The organism is Myroides gitamensis (assembly GCF_029894455.1).
GTDB classification, from domain to species: Bacteria; Bacteroidota; Bacteroidia; order Flavobacteriales; family Flavobacteriaceae; genus Flavobacterium; species Flavobacterium odoratum.
In genome coordinates this window covers 3,774,196-3,794,369 of record NZ_JARYHN010000001.1, presented here as the reverse complement: position 1 = coordinate 3,794,369, position 20,174 = coordinate 3,774,196, and the positions used below count along the sequence as shown (strand labels likewise).

The 20,174-nt window shown below is 36.0% G+C and carries 17 protein-coding genes and 1 tRNA gene; 10 read left to right on the top strand and 8 right to left on the bottom strand.

What is annotated here, in order from left to right; all coding sequences use genetic code 11:
- Positions 1 to 128 precede the first annotated feature (128 nt).
- Entirely contained in the window at positions 129 to 1,274 is a 1,146-nt protein-coding gene (locus tag M2306_RS16850; protein ID WP_259188872.1) for a hypothetical protein, read from the bottom strand.
- A gap of 361 nt (positions 1,275 to 1,635) precedes the next feature.
- Here M2306_RS16850 and M2306_RS16845 point away from each other — a divergent pair, with 361 nt between their 5' ends.
- Entirely contained in the window at positions 1,636 to 3,384 is a 1,749-nt protein-coding gene (locus M2306_RS16845) for an aromatic amino acid hydroxylase (RefSeq protein ID WP_115091756.1), read from the top strand.
- 1 nt (position 3,385) lies between these two features.
- Here M2306_RS16845 and M2306_RS16840 read toward each other — a convergent pair whose 3' ends face one another.
- The 3 genes from M2306_RS16840 to alaS are packed head-to-tail and all read right to left on the bottom strand — an operon-like array spanning position 3,386 to position 7,684.
- On the bottom strand, positions 3,386 to 4,018 hold the full coding sequence (locus M2306_RS16840; protein ID WP_259188873.1) for a DUF4230 domain-containing protein: 633 nt from the start codon (positions 4,016 to 4,018) through the stop codon (positions 3,386 to 3,388).
- 12 nt (positions 4,019 to 4,030) lie between these two features.
- The gene (locus M2306_RS16835; protein ID WP_115091758.1) at positions 4,031 to 4,987 is read right to left on the bottom strand and encodes a GSCFA domain-containing protein; all 957 of its coding nucleotides are present in this window, start codon (positions 4,985 to 4,987) and stop codon (positions 4,031 to 4,033) included.
- A gap of 60 nt (positions 4,988 to 5,047) precedes the next feature.
- Positions 5,048 to 7,684 carry an alanine--tRNA ligase gene (gene alaS / locus M2306_RS16830; RefSeq protein ID WP_259188874.1) on the bottom strand — a complete coding sequence of 879 codons (2,637 nt, stop codon included), beginning with the start codon at positions 7,682 to 7,684 and terminating at the stop codon, positions 5,048 to 5,050.
- A 217-nt stretch (positions 7,685 to 7,901) separates the two neighbouring features.
- Here alaS and M2306_RS16825 point away from each other — a divergent pair, with 217 nt between their 5' ends.
- The 5 genes from M2306_RS16825 to M2306_RS16805 are packed head-to-tail and all read left to right on the top strand — an operon-like array spanning position 7,902 to position 11,086.
- Positions 7,902 to 8,879 carry a M23 family metallopeptidase gene (locus M2306_RS16825; protein WP_115091760.1) on the top strand — a complete coding sequence of 326 codons (978 nt, stop codon included), beginning with the start codon at positions 7,902 to 7,904 and terminating at the stop codon, positions 8,877 to 8,879.
- Entirely contained in the window at positions 8,879 to 9,208 is a 330-nt protein-coding gene (locus M2306_RS16820) for a MerR family transcriptional regulator (protein WP_002987612.1), read from the top strand. The genes M2306_RS16825 and M2306_RS16820 overlap by 1 nt, the downstream gene beginning before the upstream one ends.
- 15 nt (positions 9,209 to 9,223) lie before the next feature.
- Complete coding sequence (locus M2306_RS16815) at positions 9,224 to 9,808, top strand: LemA family protein (protein WP_002987613.1); 585 nt, start codon at positions 9,224 to 9,226, stop codon at positions 9,806 to 9,808.
- A 6-nt stretch (positions 9,809 to 9,814) separates the two neighbouring features.
- Positions 9,815 to 10,255, top strand: a complete 441-nt coding sequence (locus M2306_RS16810; RefSeq protein ID WP_115091761.1) for a TPM domain-containing protein — start codon at positions 9,815 to 9,817, stop codon at positions 10,253 to 10,255.
- 6 nt (positions 10,256 to 10,261) lie between these two features.
- Complete coding sequence (locus M2306_RS16805; RefSeq protein WP_002987615.1) at positions 10,262 to 11,086, top strand: TPM domain-containing protein; 825 nt, start codon at positions 10,262 to 10,264, stop codon at positions 11,084 to 11,086.
- A gap of 54 nt (positions 11,087 to 11,140) precedes the next feature.
- Here M2306_RS16805 and M2306_RS16800 read toward each other — a convergent pair whose 3' ends face one another.
- The 3 genes from M2306_RS16800 to era form a co-directional block, all read right to left on the bottom strand.
- Complete coding sequence (locus M2306_RS16800) at positions 11,141 to 13,903, bottom strand: outer membrane beta-barrel protein (protein ID WP_259188877.1); 2,763 nt, start codon at positions 13,901 to 13,903, stop codon at positions 11,141 to 11,143.
- Positions 13,904 to 13,964: 61 nt separating this feature from the next.
- On the bottom strand, positions 13,965 to 15,278 hold the full coding sequence (gene der / locus M2306_RS16795) for a ribosome biogenesis GTPase Der (protein ID WP_002987617.1): 1,314 nt from the start codon (positions 15,276 to 15,278) through the stop codon (positions 13,965 to 13,967).
- Positions 15,279 to 15,344: 66 nt separating this feature from the next.
- Positions 15,345 to 16,232 (bottom strand): GTPase Era, encoded by an 888-nt coding sequence (gene era / locus M2306_RS16790; RefSeq protein ID WP_002987618.1) that lies wholly within the window; start codon positions 16,230 to 16,232, stop codon positions 15,345 to 15,347.
- 164 nt (positions 16,233 to 16,396) lie between these two features.
- On the opposite strand from era, the gene M2306_RS16785 reads away from it, so the two are divergent.
- The 3 genes from M2306_RS16785 to M2306_RS16775 all read left to right on the top strand — a co-directional run bounded on the left by M2306_RS16785 (position 16,397) and on the right by M2306_RS16775 (position 18,237).
- On the top strand, positions 16,397 to 17,053 hold the full coding sequence (locus M2306_RS16785) for a CatB-related O-acetyltransferase (RefSeq protein ID WP_259188878.1): 657 nt from the start codon (positions 16,397 to 16,399) through the stop codon (positions 17,051 to 17,053).
- Positions 17,054 to 17,196: 143 nt separating this feature from the next.
- A tRNA-Met gene (locus M2306_RS16780) sits at positions 17,197 to 17,269 on the top strand.
- A 335-nt stretch (positions 17,270 to 17,604) separates the two neighbouring features.
- Positions 17,605 to 18,237: a peroxiredoxin-like family protein gene (locus tag M2306_RS16775; RefSeq protein ID WP_115091765.1), complete on the top strand. Its 633-nt coding sequence runs from the start codon at positions 17,605 to 17,607 to the stop codon at positions 18,235 to 18,237.
- Between the two features lie 53 nt (positions 18,238 to 18,290).
- Here M2306_RS16775 and M2306_RS16770 read toward each other — a convergent pair whose 3' ends face one another.
- Positions 18,291 to 19,139, bottom strand: a complete 849-nt coding sequence (locus M2306_RS16770) for a helix-turn-helix domain-containing protein (RefSeq protein WP_259188882.1) — start codon at positions 19,137 to 19,139, stop codon at positions 18,291 to 18,293.
- An 87-nt stretch (positions 19,140 to 19,226) separates the two neighbouring features.
- Here M2306_RS16770 and M2306_RS16765 point away from each other — a divergent pair, with 87 nt between their 5' ends.
- Positions 19,227 to 20,174 carry an NADP-dependent oxidoreductase gene (locus M2306_RS16765; protein ID WP_259188954.1) on the top strand — a complete coding sequence of 316 codons (948 nt, stop codon included), beginning with the start codon at positions 19,227 to 19,229 and terminating at the stop codon, positions 20,172 to 20,174.

Genomic DNA, 20,174 nt, shown 5'->3' with positions numbered 1-20,174 from the left:
AGCTATAATATTTTTGAGTGCATTTTAATCAAACATCCTTATTTCAAGATGGGATATTTTACAAAAAAAGAGGGTGACTTTTTGGGTCACCCTCTTTTTTATAAGATATTAATTATTCCTAATCTAAATTATTTTTTTCTTACTAACTGAGAAACTGGAATAGTAATAGAAGATACTTTACGTCCATCATTTGATCTAGCAGTAGCCACTGGATTACCATTAGCATCAACTGGAATAACTCCAATACTAGTACCTAAACTTCCGTTGAAATCTACTTCAGCCTCATTATTACCTATCGCATAAACAAGTTTTGTCTCTGCAGACTGTCCTTGCTCAATTCTAGTAAATCTCATATTTGTTAAATCTGCAAAAGCAAATTGAATTACAACTGGATTTTGAGGATTTGTAAAATTAATCATTCTAGAAGATCCAAATAATACATTATTTTCTGAACTTCCTGGGAAAAGATAATACTCTGGATCTGTTTGCTCTACCACTAATAAGTTATTATTTTGATACACCCAGTTTTCACCTGCTGCATCTACAGAACCTAATCTAACATTGAAAATTGCATAAGGCGCTGCAGTAGGATCTTCTTCATTTTCATACTCATAAATTGCCCATTGCCCATTAATATTTTGAGCATTTACACTCATTTGAGCTACAGTAATACTTTGAGCATCATTTCCAATTTTAACAAAATTTTCTCCTAGAACTGGAGCTTCTTTTACAACAACAGATATTTCATTACTGTTTTCATATCCATCTTTAGAAGCAACAAATTTAAATGTACCTGCCTCTGTTGCAGTCCATGGATTAGCAACTGTAGCATTAGCTTTCTTAATAGTTGCACCAGTCACAGTAGCTCCTTCATTGTCTTTCACAAGGAAAACAACCTCTTGTCCAACCGTAACTTCATTACCACCAACTACTGACAACACTAATGTTTTAGGATCTGGACCTACAACATCTTTATCTGATACTTTAACAGTTAATACATTACTGTCATTGAAACCATTTTTCTTAGCTTGAACTTTGAATTCTCCTTTTTTAGTAAAAGTGTATGGATTTGAAACTTTCTCACCTGCAACATAAAGATCAGTTCCAGCTTCTGCTTTGTCACCTACTTTTACTGTAAATGTAACAGCGTCACCTTCTTTTACGTCAGTTTTTCCTGATAAGACTAAGTCTTTTTGCTTTGGATCATCATTTTTGCTATCGTCGCTACTACAAGAAGCTCCGAATGTAGCCAAACCAGCTACAGCCAAAAACATAAATAATTTTTTCATAAATATTTGCTTTAATTAGTTAATAATTGTGTTGCAATATAAAAACATTTTTGAAACTAAAAAAAAAATTAGTTAATATTATCTTTAATGTTCCCTAACATTCTACACTAACACCCGAATATTATATAATAAACCTTGTTTTTAGCTAAAATATTTAACACATTAATTATTATAAAACAAAATATTTAACCATATAATTATCATTATTATATTTTAACATTTAGCGAATCGTAAAATATTCCTTTTATTTCAACTTTTACATCTTTATCGCTAGAAAAGATAAGAGCTTTTAATACATTCATCTTTTTCCTTATATTTACCGCAACCAAACTACTTTTAGAATACTATGAACGCAAAAGAATACGAAAGCAACGAATTAATAGACCGATTACCTCCTCACTTGAAGCAATTTATCAAGCCACAAGACTATGAGGATTATACTCCTATCAACCAAGCGGTATGGCGCTACGTCATGCGTAAAAACGTCGACTACCTATCTAAAGTAGCTCACGACACTTATTTGGAAGGATTAAGTAAAACAGGAATCTCGGTTGAATCAATTCCAAGTATGTATGGTATGAATAGAATCTTAAAGGAAATTGGTTGGGCAGCTGTCGCAGTAGATGGTTTTATTCCACCTAATGCCTTTATGGAATTTCAAGCCTACAAAGTACTTGTTATTGCTTCAGACATTAGACAATTAGAAAATATTGAATACACCCCTGCTCCTGACATCATTCACGAAGGAGCTGGACACGCACCTATTATTGCTAATCCTGAATACGCAGAATACTTAAGACGTTTTGGAGAAATTGGTTGTAAAGCCATTTCATCCGCTCATGATTATGAAATTTACGAAGCTATCCGTTTATTATCGATCTTAAAAGAAGCTGAAGGTGTAGCTGAAGAAGATATTAAAAAGGCAGAAGATGAAGTTGATCGCTTACAAGCAATTACAACAGCACCTTCAGAAATGGCTTTAATTCGAAACTTACACTGGTGGACTGTAGAATATGGTTTAATTGGAACCGTGGACAATCCTAAAATTTATGGGGCTGGACTTTTATCTTCTATTGGCGAGAGCGCTTGGTGTATGACGGATAACGTAGTTAAACTGCCATACACAATTGAAGCAGCCACTCAAGGTTTTGACATCACTAAACCTCAACCACAACTCTATGTAACACCAGATTTCGCATTTTTAAGTGAAGTCTTAGAGAATTTCGCCAACAAAATGGCATTGCGCAAAGGTGGATTAGAGGGTATTCAGAAATTAATCGACTCCAAAGCCTTAGGTACTATTGAATTGAATACGGGTATTCAGATTTCAGGACACTTTACTAATGTAATTGAGCATGAAGGTAAACCTGCATATGTACAAACAACTGGAGCCACAGCATTATCTTATAGAGAAAAAGAACTCGTTGGACACGGAACAGAAACACATCCTCATGGTTTTGGTACGGCTTTAGGTCGTTTAAAAGGCATCAACTTAGCCATTGAAGATATGAGTCCACGTGATTTAAAAGCCTATAACTTATTTGAAGGACAACCTGTGACATTAGAATTTGAGGGCGATATTACTGTCTCTGGAACAAATATTACAGGTATCCGCAATATCCATGGCAAAATTATTTTAATTAGCTTTAGAGATTGTACGGTTAAACACGGTGATACGATTTTATTCCAACCTGAATGGGGTACGTATGATATGGCCGTGGGTGCAGATATAATTTCTGCTTTTTCTGGACCTGCAGACTATAAGAGTTTTGATTTAGTCAACCACGTTCCTTCATCTAAAACAATTAAAGCCAAAAGAGACGAAGAAAAAATAAAATTAGAAGGACTTTACCAAGCGGTTCGTTTGATGCGTGAAGAAAACAAAGCAACCGATTTAAACACCATTTTAGATACGTTGATTTCAACTTATTCTTCAGATTGGTTGTTAACTGTTGAGATTCTAGAACTAGCTAAACGAAACAAAGAGGAAGCGCTCTATCAAAAAGCGATGAATCGCCTAAAACAATTGAAAGTTGAAAGACCAAAGGTTGCTCATTTGATTGTAGACGGAGTAAGTATCATTGAACAAGCATAAATTACATAGGGAAAGTGACTGACAAGTCACTTTCTTTTTTTATGGTATTTCCTTGATATTCCAAACGCCATCCCATCATATTAGTCACGACTAATAATTTTCCCAATTCACTTGTCAAACGATTTTCTGCATTTGACTTTAAGCTAGATTGCTCAATCTTGCGTTGTAAATCCTCTTTTATCTTGGCATTAATCTTATTGTAATCTGCTCCAGTAAATGGATTGAATGTACTCGTTTCTACGTCGTATAATTTGTAATCTGGATAAATGTGAATTTCTGGTTCTGGAATATGCAACAACTGAACTACCTTGCGTTCTTCGTCAATTTGGTATTGCAACTGCGTTAAATCATACTCAACAGTTGCTTTTGCATTAACAATAACTACTGCTTTTTTTGTAAAAGAAACAAGATTCAACAAATACTTCTGTTGATCTTGATAAGTCATGACTTGTGTATAATTCGCCTCAGTTACAATCAATTTACTCACGTTTTTCAATTGTTCCTGAATCAAATCCGAATTATATTCTACGTTACTCGTTGATTTACCGAATGTATATTGATAAACCACTACTCCCATAAACATGAAGAATAGCACAATAAAGAAAGAAAATACAACTTTGAATACTTTTCTCATAACTTACATTAATTATCTAAAACTCATAAACGGATAGCGTTCTAATAAATCGTCAATTTTTTCAATTAACGTATCTAAAAACTTCAAATGTTGTTCTGCAGTTGGATTAAAAGGACGATGATTCAATCCTTTCTGAACCTCATCGACTTTTTTCATTACAGCATACATTTGTTCATCGATATAATGCGCAACAAAGCGTTCCCAGATGTATTGAATCGCAATAGCATTGGGATGGATCAAATCTTCCTTATAGAAACGATAATCGCGTAATTCATCCATCATCATTTCATAAACGGGAATATAGCTTACTTTCGTATCTTGTAAAGCATCAAATGCACAGTGCAAAGCAGCAAGTAAAATACTTTTACTGCGTTGATTCTCCACAAAACCATCTTTGATATGACGTACAGGTGATATAGAACACAAAATTTGAGCCTCACTATTCACTGTGCGAATCAATGTAATGATGTGTTGATAACTCGCCAACACTTCTTCATAAGAGAGCAAACGTTTCTCAAACTGTGTATTCGGTACTTTATGGCAATTTGCTACAATCTCTCCAGTTTCTTTTACTGCATATACCCAAGCTGTACCAAAAGTAAGCGTAATGAAAGTACTTTCTCGTAAGGCTACCTGTAAATCGAATAATTTGACATTCAATTTAGTAACGATATCCTCTTGTTCCAGTTCATTTAAATCTGAATGCGCAACAAAAGAACTCCAAATTTCTTGATGTTCAAAAACATCTGAAGCAGTAAACTCATACCCTTTCACTGCATATTCCACCAACTTTTCTATAGCCTTTGGATGAAATAAAATACCAAAAGGATTGATAGTTTGCTGAAATTGGTACGCTTTAAACTTTTCTCCAATATTAACGGCAAAACAAGAGCCTAGACAAAGGATTTTATCTTCATAAGTAATCTTTTTTCCTGTATAGGATAAGGGAACAACGGTACTAAAATTCATTTCTACTAGGTATAAGAAAAAAAGATTCCTACGAATAGGAATCTTTTTTTTATCATTATATTATTTTAAATAATCAATCGCATGACTGATAGCCTCTTTCATTCCAGCTGGATTTTTACCTCCTGCTGTTGCGAAGAAAGCTTGTCCTCCTCCACCCCCTTGGATGTATTTTCCTAATTCACGAACGATTTGACCTGCATTTAATCCTTTTACCTCAATAATTTCTTTAGAAACGTAACACGTTAACATTGGTTTATCATTGGCATTAGATCCAAACACCACATAAAGATTAGTCAACTCACTTCCTAATTCATAAGCTAAATCTTTTGCTCCATTCGCATCTAAATCTACTTCTACAGCTAAGAAAGACACTTCATTAATCAGTTGAATTTGTCCTTTCAACTCTCCTTTTAGATTCTTAGCTTTCTCTTTCAACAATTGCTCGACTTGTTTTTTAAGTTTTGCATTTTCATCTTGTAGAGCCACAACTGCTTTCAACGTATCTTGTGGATTTTTCAAAACTGCTTTTAATTCTTTCAGCGTATTTTCTTGGTCTGCATAAAAAGCTCTTGCCGCTTTATTGGTAATCGCTTCAATACGGCGAATTCCAGCTGCTACAGCCCCTTCACTTACAATTTTAAACTGCCAAATATCAGCGGTATTTTGAACGTGCGTTCCTCCACATAATTCCATACTTTCACCAAAGCGAATAGCACGTACTTCATCTCCGTATTTCTCACCAAAAAGCGCCATTGCACCTTCAGCTACTGCTTGGTTAAAAGGAATACTGCGTCTTTCAATTAACGGTAATTGCTCGTGAATACGACTGTTAACGAAATCTTCCACTTGTTGTAATTCCTCTTCAGTAACTTTAGCAAAGTGCGAAAAGTCAAAACGCAAATGTGTAGGAGACACTAAAGAACCTTTTTGCTCCACATGCGTTCCTAAAATTGTACGCAACGCTTGGTGTAATAAGTGAGTTGCCGAGTGATTGGCCATGGATTGTTGACGAGCATCTACATCTACTTTTGCTGTAAAAGTTCCTTCTACATTAGCAGGTAATTCTCTTACAATATGTAAAATTAAATTGTTTTCTTTTTTAGTATCAATAACCTGAATAGCCTCATTCGCAGAAACGATTAATCCACAATCTCCTACTTGACCTCCACCTTCTGGATAGAATGGCGTTGCATCAAGTACCAATTGGAATAATTGTCCATCTTTTTTGCTATCTACTTTTCTGTAACGCGTAATTTTTACTTGGTTTTCTAATTGATCATAACCAACAAATTGCTCTACATTACCGCTAATTAGAATCGTCCAGTCATCGGTAGATACCTCTGATGCTGCTCTTGAACGTGTTTTTTGTTTATTCATGGCAACTTCAAATCCTTTCTCATCTAATTCGAATCCTTTTTCTCTTAGGATTAACGCTGTTAAGTCAATAGGGAATCCAAAAGTATCATACAATTCAAATGCTTTTGCTCCATCTACTACCTTTCCATTCGTTTTCTCAATCACTTGATCCAATAAATGCAACCCTTGTTCTAACGTACGTAAGAATGAAGCTTCTTCTTCTTTGATTACATTTTCAACCAACGTTTTTTGTGCAACAATTTCAGGGAAGAAAGCTCCCATCTGTACGGCTAGCACTTCAACTAATTGGTAGATAAAAGGTTCTTTTGTGCCTAAAAACGTAAATCCGTAGCGAATTGCACGACGTAAAATACGGCGAATAACATACCCAGCTCCGTTATTTGATGGTAATTGTCCATCAGCAATAGCGAAAGCAACTGCACGAACGTGATCCACGATTACGCGAATGGCAATATTGGTTTTATTTTGTTGTTCTGTAATGTCTTTTACTGTATTGTCTGTGTATTTCAATCCAGTAATTTCTTCTACTTTTCGGATTAAAGGTGTAAATACATCTGTATCATAATTAGATGTTACGCCTTGCATAGCCATACACAAACGCTCAAATCCCATTCCTGTATCCACATGCTGTGCTGGTAACTTCTCCAAAGAACCATCCGCTTTACGGTTGAATTCCATGAATACGTTATTCCAAATCTCTACTACTTGAGGGTGATCCGCATTAACTAAAGAGAAACCTGAAACGGCTGCTCTTTCTGCATCAGTACGCAAATCAATGTGAATTTCAGAACAAGGTCCGCAAGGTCCTTGATCTCCCATTTCCCAAAAGTTATCTTTTTTATTTCCTAGAATAATACGGTCTTCGGCTACATACTGTTTCCATAGATCAAAAGCCTCTTGATCAAATGGTACATTTTCAGCAGGATTTCCTTCAAAAACAGACACATATAGGCGATCTTTTTCTAGTTTTAAAACTTCCGTTAAAAATTCCCATGCCCAAGCGATTGCTTCTTTTTTGAAGTAATCTCCAAATGACCAGTTCCCTAACATCTCGAACATCGTATGGTGATACGTGTCGAAACCTACATCTTCTAAGTCATTGTGCTTTCCAGAAACACGTAAACATTTTTGTGTATCTGCTATACGTTTGCTTTTCGGCGTGGCGTTTCCTAAAAAATATTCTTTAAACTGGGCCATCCCAGAGTTGTTAAACATTAGAGTTGGATCGTCTTTTAAAACGATCGGTGCTGAAGGAACGATTAAATGTCCCTTTTCTTCAAAAAAGTTTAAAAACTTCTGACGAATTTCTTGTGATTTCATATTTTCGGAAACTAATATTTTCTATCAAACATTTAAATAACTTGCTAATTATATTGCATAACCCTGTATTGACCAACAAAATGTGTTAATTTTTTATTCCCATTTGTTATTTAACCAAGTATTAAACCAAAACATTGTTTAAATTTGTTGTTTAACGCCTTTTTAAACCAAACAAGGGTGTCTACAAAATTAGTGCAAAAATAGTGTTTTTTAAATTATGGCTAAGGTAAAATATTATTACGATTCCGAAAAGTTAGCGTTTCACAGAATACGTCCCAAATCTTCTAAGAGAATCGTAAACATATTCTTGTTTATTCTATCTGCGGCTGTCTTTGGTTTATTGGGATTATTTATTTTAATTAATTCAAATATCCTAGCGACACCCAAAGAGAAAATGTTAGAGAGAGAAGTTGCAGAATTTAAAACCAACTATACCTTACTCAATAAAAAAATTGATCTTATTGCGGAAGTTTTAGATGAACTTGAAGTTCGTGATAACGAAATCTACAGGGCTTACTTCAACACCGCTCCTATTCCAGAGGAGCAACGCAAAGCGGGATTGGGAGGAATTAATCGCTATAAAGAGTTTAAGAATTTACAAAACGAAAAATTATTGCGATTGACGACTGAAAAAATCGATCTCATTGCTAAACAAACCGCAATACAATCACGTTCATTGGATGATATCATTAATCTAGCAAAAGGAAAAGAAAAATTATTAGCAGCTATTCCGGCTATTCAACCCGTAAAGAATGAAAGTTTAAAACACATGGCTTCAGGGTATGGTTATCGCAGTGACCCTTTTACGAAGATTAAGAAGTTTCACTCGGGTATGGACTTTTCTGTCAACATCGGAACGCCTATTTATGCAACGGGAGATGGACGAGTAACAAGAGCCAACAACCAACTTTCTGGTTATGGAAATTTAATTGAGGTGGAACACGGATATGGCTATCAAACACGTTATGCCCACTTGAGTAAGTATAATGTTAAACAAGGACAGACCGTAAAAAGAGGGGATATCATCGGTTATGCAGGAAGTACAGGACGAAGTTCTGGTCCGCACTTACACTATGAAGTTCACTACAAAGGAAATCCTGTGAACCCATTGAATTACTACTATGGCGATATTTCAGCCAAAGAATTTGAATTATTATTACAAGAAGCTAATCACGAAAATCAATCTCTAGACTAATGAAAGTTAATTTACCTGAAAAAAGATATTACAGTATTGGCGAGCTTGCAAAAGCTTTCGACGTCAACACTTCTTTGATTCGTTTTTGGGAAAAAGAATTTGACATCATCAAGCCCAAAAAGAATGCCAAAGGGAATCGCATGTTCTCGCAACAGGATGTCAAAAACTTTGAATTAATTTACCATCTAGTCAAAGAGAGAGGATTCACCTTAGAGGGAGCCAAGGAACAACTGAAACTCAAACCAAAAGAAGCCGTGGACAACCTTGAAATTATCAAGCGATTAGAATACATCAAAGAAACATTAATAAGTATAAAAAACGAACTTTAAAACAGAAAAAAACAAATGAAAAAAGCGTTACCTATTATCATCGTATTAGTTGTATTAATTGGGGGATACTTCTTGTTATCCATGAATTATCAAAATACAGCTTTAGGACACAAACAAGCCGTGGATAAATCATGGGCAGATGTTGAAGGTGCCTACCAAAGAAGAAATGACTTAATTGGAAACTTAGTAGAAACAGTAAAAGGAGCAGCTGATTTTGAGAAATCAACCTTAGAAGCAGTTGTGAATGCAAGAGCGAAGGCAACTTCTGTTTCTATTGATCCAACAAATATGACAGAAGCACAATTAGCAAACTTCCAACAAACTCAATCTGGAGTTTCTAGTGCATTGGGACGTTTATTAGTTACGGTAGAAAAATACCCTGACTTAAAAACGAATCAAAACTTCTTGAAATTACAAGATGAATTAGCGAGTACTGAAAATCAAATCTTTACACAGCGTAGTCGCTTCAATGAGACAGTACAAGTGTATAATGGATATATTTTAAAAGTACCTAATAAATTTTTCTTGAATGGCTATGCAGAACGACCATTCTTTAAAGCAGAAGCTGGAGCTGAAAATGCACCAAAAGTAAAATTCTAATTGATTATGCAACCAATTCATCAATTTCTAAGTCCTTCGGATGAACAAGAAATTATAGCGGCCATTACACAAGCGGAGAAAAATACCACAGGAGAAATCAGGGTTCACATTGAAACAAAAACAACAAAAGAACCCTATACAAGAGCTCAGGAGGTATTTTTTGAACTTGCTATGGACAAAACCACACATGCAAATGGGGTTTTGTTCTATATCTGTTTAAGCTCCAAAGCTTTTGTGATTCTTGGCGACAAAGGAATTGATCAACGCGTAAAGGCAGAAAATTTTTGGGAAGGAACCAAAGAACTTGTTATTAATCACTTCAAACAAGGATTATTCAAACAGGGACTTATTTATGGGATTCTCAAAGCAGGTAGTCAATTAAAAGTGTATTTCCCTGCTGAAGGCGAAAACAAAAATGAACTATCAAACGAAATATCAAAAGCTTAACTCAACATGCGAAAACTACAGAACAGAGTCCTATCATTTGTTGTATTTGCTTTCCTTTTACTTTGGTCACAAGTCAATTATGCGCAATTTGATATTCCAACCAAGCCCACGGGTACGAAACAAACAGCAGTATATGATTATGCTCAACTTCTAAGCAGTCAACAAAATAAAGCATTAGAACAAAAGTTAATCAACTATAGTGATACAACCTCAACGCAGATTGTAGTCATTATCATTCCTTCTCTAAAAGGAGAGAGTATTGGTATCCTAGGGCCTAAATGGGGGCAAACTTGGGGTATTGGTCAAAAGGGGAAAGACAATGGTGTTTTAATCCTAATGGCTGCGGAAGAAAGGCAAATAGGCATTTACCCTGGGTATGGTGCTGAAGTGCAAATTACAGCAGGACAAGGAGGAGAATTGATTCGAAATAGGATTATTCCAGAGTTTAAACGAGGGGATTACTATGCGGGTCTTAATGAAGGAGTAGATGGAATTATGGAAATGCTTGCCGGAACATACCAAGCAGATAAAGATGCTCGTATGGATGGCGACAATGAAATAGGAGGATTATTTTGCTTGATAGCGATTATCGCTTTGATAGTGGGTACGATTCTATTTAACAAAGGTAAAAACAATGGAGGTGGTCGAGGCAACTCTGGTCACCGTGGTTTCTTAGATGATTTAACCAGCATGGTTATCCTCAGTAACCTTGGCAGAAGCTCCGGAGGCGGAGGTTTTGGTGGAGGTGGAAGCTTTGGCGGCGGCGGCGGATTCGGCGGCGGCTTCGGAGGTGGAGGTTTCTCTGGTGGTGGATCAAGTGGAAGCTGGTAATCCATCAAATAAAACAATAAGGGGGATGTTGATCAACATCCCCCTTATTTATTTTTAATATCCTCCTCTTTGTATAACAGTTCCTCTACGGCCGCCTCCTGGCCCACCAAAGCTTCCTCTATTCCCTCTCATTTCTTTACTTCCAAACGCTTTTAAACTATACGTCAAAGAAAACATCACATAGCGTTTAAGCACTAAACTTTCTGAATCCACAATAGATGTCGCATCAATTGTTCGTCTTGAACTTGTATTTTGATTCAACATATCATATACTTTAACTTTAGCTTTAAAGCGGTCATTAAAAAACTCATATGCTAAACTCACATTCCACATATAAAAATCTCGATTGTAGCCTGAAGCAATTTGAGAATTATAGGTATACGTAAAATCATTCCCTATGGTGAATTTACTCGGCCAATACACCACTGTTTCCAATGCTGCATTGTGAACGAAATTACTTGCACGATCTATAGTAAAATTCTTATAGCTCGACCAACTTCTATTGTAGTTGTATGAAGGTGAAATTCGAAACAATTCTCCGTAATCCAAATTTACATATACCCTTGGGCTTATTCCATTGGTAATTGCATCATACGTTACTCCATCAATATATCCTTTATTGACATTCTGATTGTAACGCAAATTAATACCATAACGCATCGTCAAGGCCTCCCATTTTTCTGATCGATACCAAGACCCATATAAAGACCAATTATATGCTCCAGAAACGTTTTTATACGTAGAGATACTCTTTCTATCCTCATCGTAATCTACAGCATTCACAATGCTATTATTCATGAAGTTGATATTACCATTCAGCGAATAACCCGATCGCGTTTGGAAGTTATATGATCGGTAACTCAGATTCACCCCATGATTCCCTGTTGGGCGCAAATCAGGATTTCCTACCGACGTATGTAGTGGATTACTTATATCTACAATATCCAACAATTGCGTTGCACTTTGATAGCTGACATTATAGTTATACATCATCCAGAAATAACTCCCCTTTCCCATAGCATAACTCAAATTAAGACGCACATTCGGGTCGATATATTTCTTATCTAAAGAGTAAATCTGATTGTTATATAAGGCCTCTACACTATTCTTAACAATATTCGTAGACGTATTAAAATCAGCAAACCACTTTTTATATTTATAATTCAATCCTACGTAGGGTGCTACTGTTGTCTGAACCGTATTATAACGATTCGTTTGCAATGTATTTAACTCTGAATACTCCTGTGTTGCTTCATCATAATCAAATACTTTTGAATCCGTAATTGTTTGATTTCGATCCCAATTACTCCCCACCAACAACGTCAATGAATCTGTAATCGGCTGACTATATTCCATCGCAAAACGGTAGGTATCATTGGTATTATTTTGTGCTTGAAACTGACGGCGAATATCATCTTCTTGTTCCGATTTATAAAAACGCGTCGTTGATTCTTGTAGCGCATCACTCGTATTTACACTATTTGTGTTCATAAATTCAAGTGTAAAGAACTGTCGATCTCTTTTCAATTTTCGCATATAGCGCATCGCATTGGAAAAAGAATTACTATCCCCCTTACTTGTTGCATTAGATTCGCTATCATTCAACAACTCCCCTACTTCATTAAGGGCTTGATCTTTCGAGCTCGTTACTGAACGGGAATAGTTGGTTTGAAAATTAGGCATAATATAAAAGGAATCCTTCTCCCCTATATAATCTATCGACACATTCGCAGAATGCCCTTCCGAGTCGCTATTAGATGCCGATTCCGAATTATTCACAAACTCTCCAGAAGGTAAAAACTGTGTTACTGTTGATCGATTTTTACTTTCAGTATCCGAAAAATTGTAATTATAACTACCGTTAACCTTCAGCTTGGTATTGATATCTTGTAAGAAGTTTACCCCTAACATTCTCGATTCTGTAATTCCGCCCGAGCTCTTCCCCATCCGCATATTATCAAACACCTCATCCATTGAAAAACCCATAGCATTAATATTATTGGCAGAACCTATCACATTCAACTGAGTTTTATCGAAAAACGTATTAAAGAACAAACTACTTTCATATCGTTCATCTGAGCCATACCCTCCAGTTATCTTTCCGAAGTATCCCTTATTATGCTCTTCATCAATCGTAATGTTGATACTGGCATCTTCTGATTTTGCTCGCTCTCCAGTAAATTTTTCTTTTTTCGTTTTCTTATCTGTTACCTGAACTTTATTGATAATTTCCGAAGGCAAATTTTCTAAAGCAATTTTACCATCTTCTCCAAAAAACGGTTTTCCATTAACCAATATCTCCTTTACTTCCTTGCCGTTTACTGTAATTTTTTTGTCTTCATCGATCTGAAAACCGGGCAATTGCTTCAACAATTGCTCAAGATTAGCATCAGGGCGAACGGAAAAAGAAGACGCATTAAACTCCAAGGTATCTTTTTTCACGCGAATTGGAGGTACATCTGCCGTAATGACTAACTCATCCAAACTCGTTACCAATTCTTGTAAGCGTATTACCCCTAAGTCATAGGTTGATTCTCCTGTTTTCTCTATTGCTTTAGTATAAGGTTTAAATCCAACCATACTGGCTTTGAAGAGTATTTTTTCCTCTGGTAGTTTTATTTTTAAATCAAACTTTCCTTCCGCATTCGACATATTGTATTCTAGTACAGCATTGTCTTTTTCTTTCACGAGATAAACCGTAACGGCTTCTAATGGATTTTTCACAGAATCCGTCAGTTGGCCTTTGAAGATAACTGTTGATTGGCTGAATATCAGCTGGGTAATAAAAACAGTTAAGATGCAAATTAGTTTCTTCATAGCAATAAAAAACGGTCTTTGTTCTCACAAACAAAGACCGTATATTTTAGTATAATTACAATTATTTTTGTCTAAAATAGATATCAATAGGCACACCGCTAAAGTCATAGATTTCGCGTAATTTATTCTCAACAAACCTTTTATAAGGATCTTTAATGTATTGAGGTAAATTAGCAAAAAACACAAATTGAGGCGATGGTGTTGGCAACTGCATACAATACTTAATCTTGATATACTTTCCTTTGATTGCTGGAGGAGGAGTATGTTCAATGATTGGCAACATCGTTTCATTAAATTTAGACGTAGAAATGCGATTTTTTCTATTTTCATATACTTGAACTGCAGTTTCTAACGCTTTTAATAAACGTTGTTTTGTAATAGTTGACGTGAACACAATAGGCACATCCGTAAACGGAGCAATGCTTTCGCGAATTTTATCCTCGAATTGTTTTGACGTTAGTGTGTCCTTGTCAATCAAGTCCCACTTATTTACTAAAATAACAATTCCTTTTCTATTTTTCTCTGCTAACCAGAAAATATTTTGATCTTGTCCTTCAAACCCTCTCGTAGCGTCTACCATCAGGATACAAACATCACTGTGTTCAATGGCGCGAATAGAACGCATAACAGAATAGAACTCTAAATCTTCTTTTACTTTTGTCTTTCTACGGATCCCCGCAGTATCAACTAAATTAAAGTCAAATCCGAATTGCGTAAAACGCGTATCAATGGCATCTCTTGTTGTACCAGCAATATCTGTTACGATATAACGATCTTCGCCAATTAAAGCATTGATAAAACTTGATTTTCCAGCATTTGGACGTCCTACTACTGCAAAACGAGGTAGTTCTCCATCTTCACTCTCTTCTCTTACTTCCTCTTCTGGCAATACTTTGATTACTTCATCTAATAAATCACCTGTTCCACTACCGCTCATTCCGGCAATTGGATAAATTTCACCCAATCCTAAATTGTAGAACTCATAGGTATCTTCCATGCGCTTTCCACTATCTACCTTATTCACTGCAACAAAAACAGGTTTTGTTTCACGGTGTAATAATTTAGCTACCTCAGCATCCATTGGAGTAATTCCCTCCTCTACATCAACTACAAATATGATAACATCAGCCTCTTCAATAGCTAATGCTACTTGGCGTCTGATTTCTTCTTCAAAAACATCATCAGAACCTTTTATATATCCTCCTGTATCAATGACAGAAAACTCTCTTCCATTCCATTCTGATTTGCCGTAGTTTCTATCACGGGTTACCCCGCTAACCGAATCTACAATTGCCTCTCTCCTTTGAATCAATCGATTAAAGAAAGTGGATTTCCCTACGTTTGGTCTCCCAACTATGGCTACTATACTACTCATATACTATTTAAATATCTCGCAAAGTTAATATTTCAATGCAATATTTGACGCTATTATTTAATTTCTCTATTTTTTTTGATTGTATCCGAAACGTTTCAACTGATAATCGCTCGATCTCCAATCTTTATTCACCTTCACAAAAAGCTCTAAATGCACTTTTTTATCAAAGAATTTCTCCATTTCTATACGGGCAGCAATTCCTACCTTTTTCAATGCAGCTCCTTTATGACCAATCAAAATTCCCTTTTGTGTGTCGCGTTCCACCATAATAATGGCTTTGATGCGAATGATCTCCTCTTCTTCTAAGAATTCTTCTGTCTCAACTTCTACAGCATACGGAATCTCTTTATCGTAATTCAATAAAATCTTCTCGCGAATGATTTCATTAACAAAGAAACGTTCTGATTTATCTGTCAAAGCATCCTTTGCATAATAAGGGGGCGATTCTGGAATTAGCTCCAAAATGCGATCAAATACGGCTTGTGTATTAAATTTCTCTAAAGCCGAAATAGGAAAAATCTCAGCATTAGGCACTTTTGATGTCCACAATTCTACTTGTTCCTCTAATTGAACTTGATTGGATTTATCAATTTTATTCAACAACAATAAGATAGGCACTTTAGAGTGAATAATGCGATTGAAAAAAGCTTCGTCTTTCAATTCTTTTTCTCCAACCTCTACCATATAAATCAAGACATCTGCGTCTTCAAAAGCAGATTTTACAAAGTCCATCATCGAAGCTTGTAATTCATACGCTGGTTTAATAATACCAGGGGTATCCGAAAATACAATTTGATACTCCTCTTCATTTACAATTCCTAGAATACGATGTCTTGTTGTTTGTGCTTTTGATGTAATTATTGATAATCGCTCTCCTACTAATGCATTCATTAGGGTAGATTTCCCTACATTGGGATTACCTATAATGTTCACAAATCCAGCTTTATGTGCCATAAAAATATATTTTTCGCTACAAAGGTAGTTTTTATCAATGAGATAGTTGAAAAAAAATGAAAGAACTCGACTTAAATCCTTCCCAAAAGGCTTTTTTAGGGATCAAAATTTTGATTTATATGCGATTTTACTAGCTTTATCTTTTTTAAAGCAAATACAATTTTATGATTACAAACCAAAAACATTGGTCGATAGTAGAATATTTACACGAAACGGTTAAAAATCCCAATATACACATTAAAGGAAGTACAAGTTATTACAGTGCCGCTTGGAGTGGTTCATTTGAAGAAAGTGTTGTACGCTATTTATATGGAGATGCTTATAGTGCGAGCCAATGGGAACCCGCTTGGCCCATTGATCAACTTTATATTGGTTCTTATGTTTGCATTGCTGCAGAAGCCGTAATCTTAATGGGGGGTAATAATACACACCGCACTGATTGGTTCAGCTTATATCCCTTTATTGAAACCATAGTAGAATCTTATGAAGGAAAAGGAGATACCCTCATTGGGGATGGAGCTTGGATTGGTATGCGTGCAATGATTATGCCTGGCATTACGATAGGAGAAGGAGCTATAATTGCCTCCGGAGCAGTAGTCACTAAAGATGTAGCTCCATATACACTTGTAGCAGGCAATCCTGCAAAGCCCATCAAAACGAGATTTGATGAAGCAACCATCACACGCTTACTACAATTAAACCTTTATGATTGGCCTGAAGCGAAATTTAAAACGTTACAACCTTACATCAGTGCCAATGCTATTGCTGTTTTAGAGGAAAAAAGCCAATTATACGACCAAACGAACAACATACTCAAATAATTTAAAAAAAATATCGCCACACATCCCCCTATTGCCCAGCAGATTAGAACAAACAAAGACTAACTCAAACTTTTTTATCAAAAGTTTTTCCTTGATTTACTTGGTTTGTACTCATATTAGTTTGTATCTTTGTACCACAATAGCGCGGGATAGAGCAGTAGGCAGCTCGTCGGGCTCATAACCCGAAGGTCACAGGTTCGAGTCCTGTTCCCGCTACTAAGCCAAAGGACTTAATCTAACGATTAGGTCTTTTTTTTTGGTTTACGGTGAACTGCTGGCAGATCAAGTACAAAAAAACTTAGAGCAAGCACAGTTTACGGTGAATGGACCAAGAGTAAAATAGGAAATGGTGTAAAAATTATATTTTTATCCATTCACATTCCCTGAGATGATAAAGGACTACCTCTTCGGCTATCAAATTTTATTTATCTTTTTTTGACGACATCCCTCCCCTACTTTAATATTGACTTTTTTATCCCTTAGGGACAAAAATATGCGGTATTGTTATTTTGCTTTTATTTCAAAAAATTTGCAGGTAAAATATCGTAAACATGACAACATTAGTCCAACAAATTGAAGCGCTAAATGAAAATCTAGCTTCTCAATTACCTCCAGAAATACTGGAAGCTTTTGGTCAATCCATTGCCGATTTAAAAAGTCAAGGATTAGAAAATCAAGCTCCAAAAGTAGGCCAAGTTTTTCCTAATTTTAAACTTCCGAATACGTTTAATCAGCCAGTTGAACTAAAAGAACTCTTGAAAAAAGGAAACGTTATCCTTGCTTTCTTTCGAGGAAATTGGTGTCCGTACTGTAATCTTGAATTAAAAGCTTTACAAGATCGTTTACACGACCTAAAAGGAGCTACATTAGTTGCTATTTCACCACAGATGGCAACGTATAATGAAGAATTAAAAAACAACCATGCGCTAGGTTTTGATGTATTGACCGATCCAGACAATAGTTTAGCTAAACAATTGGGTATATCTTTTCCCTTGCAAGACTTCGTACTACCTATCTATCAAAATTTAGGTATTACACTTTCTTCTTTCAATGAAAATGAGAACAACGAACTACCAGTTCCTGCTGTTTTTGTATTGGATCAAACGGGAACCATTACTTATACGTTTATCGATTCTAATTATATGAATCGAGTTGATATAGATGAAATAATAAAATCTCTATAAAAACAAGGAAGGTCTATGCATGCATAGACCTTCCTTGTTTTTATAGAGGCGAATCAAGCTATCTTCGTTACCGCCACATTGGCTTTTCGAAAAGCTGACATACTCATCCCTTTGTGTCGTTTAAAAAATTTATTGCAATGACTTTCATCTGCAAATCCAAATTCATGGACAATTTCATTGATTCGCATTTCACTAAAGAGCAAACGATGTTCGATTAGTCGAATTTTATATGCTGAAATATACGCTTGAAAGGATTCACCTGCTTGTTTGCGGAAATAACTCCCTAAATATGTTTCTGAAAGTCCAAAATGCGCTGCAACTACGGCCACTTTCAACTGTTCTGGTTCGCGAATGTGTTCTTGGATATAGCTGAGTATTTGCACAATTTTCGCATCAGTAGTAACCCCCATCGGCTTCAACTGAATTCGAGCTATATTGCGAGCGGCAATCACCAATATCGCATTGACAATTGGTCGAATTAAATCTTCATTATACATCAACTCTACCTTCAATACTTCTTGTAGGGTGTGCATCAATTGAGTGACAAGACGTTTATCTTCTTCGTGCACTAACACTGAAGCTGATAAATGAGAAGCATAATACAACAAGCATTCGATATGATCAATACTCTTCCATTGATATTCCTTGACATAGGATTCGCCAAAACGAATCGCCATAAATTCACACATCCCCTCTAAATCAAATTCATGGCAATCTTGGGGAGTAATCAAGAACAGATCTCCTACTTTATATGAAATGCGATTGCCATTTACAGCATGACTCCCTTTTCCTGAAATGACATAAACGAGTTCAAAAAAATTAAACTGCCTATCGCGCAAAGGACAAACCTCTACTTTTTCATAATACACCTCAAGGGCCTGGTACATATTCTCTTTTGCCATACTGCAAAGATACCGAAATACACTTGATTTATACCTAATAAACCTCATCATATCAGTCTATTTTTGTATAAAACAAAATAGAAGATGATGAAAGCCATTACATTAGAAGGATTTGGAGGAATTGAACACCTCCAGTATAAAGATATTCCAATTCCCCAACTGCAAGCGAATGAAGTACTCATTCAAACCAAAGCAATTAGCATCAATCCAGTAGATGTAAAAGTTCGCACCCGTCAAGCTCCCTTAGCTGAACAGCTACTTCAACATCATCCCTTAATTTTAGGATGGGATATTTCAGGAGTTGTCGTACAAATAGGTAGTGCTGTGACTGATTTTTCCATTGGAGATGAAGTATTTGGTATGGTCAACTTTGTAGGGCACGGCCAAACGTATGCAGCATACGTCGCTGCACCCGCCCATCATTTAGCATTAAAACCTACCTATATTTCCCATGCAGAAGCTGCTGCGAGCACACTAGCTGCACTGACGGCTTGGCAAGCTTTTACAGCTTACGGGAAATTACGCCCTCATGATTGCTTACTTATTCATGCCGCTGCTGGTGGTGTTGGGCATTTTGCTGTACAAATCGCGAAATACCTTGGTGCGTACGTTATTGCAACATCTTCCGCAGTCAATAAAGATTTTGTACTTTCTTTGGGCGCAGACGAGCATCTGGATTACCGTCAAGTTGATTTTGAAAAAGAATTGAGTAACCTTGATTTTGTCTTAGAATCTATTGGAGGTTCAAATTTTCAAAAATCCGTTGCGATACTCAAACCTTTTGGAACCATTGTCGCTCTACCCTCTGGGTATACAAAAGAAGATGAACAAAAGGCACAAGCTAAATTTCTACACGCTTGTTATTTTATGTCAGTGTATTCTAGTCAAGAGGATATGAAGCAGATTACTCAACTATTAGCAGCAGGTCATATCAAACCCCATCTGTCGCACATTTATTCTTTTGACGAATTACCACAAGCCCATCTCCAACTAGAAAGCGGACATACCGTAGGAAAAATAGTAATTGAATTTTAA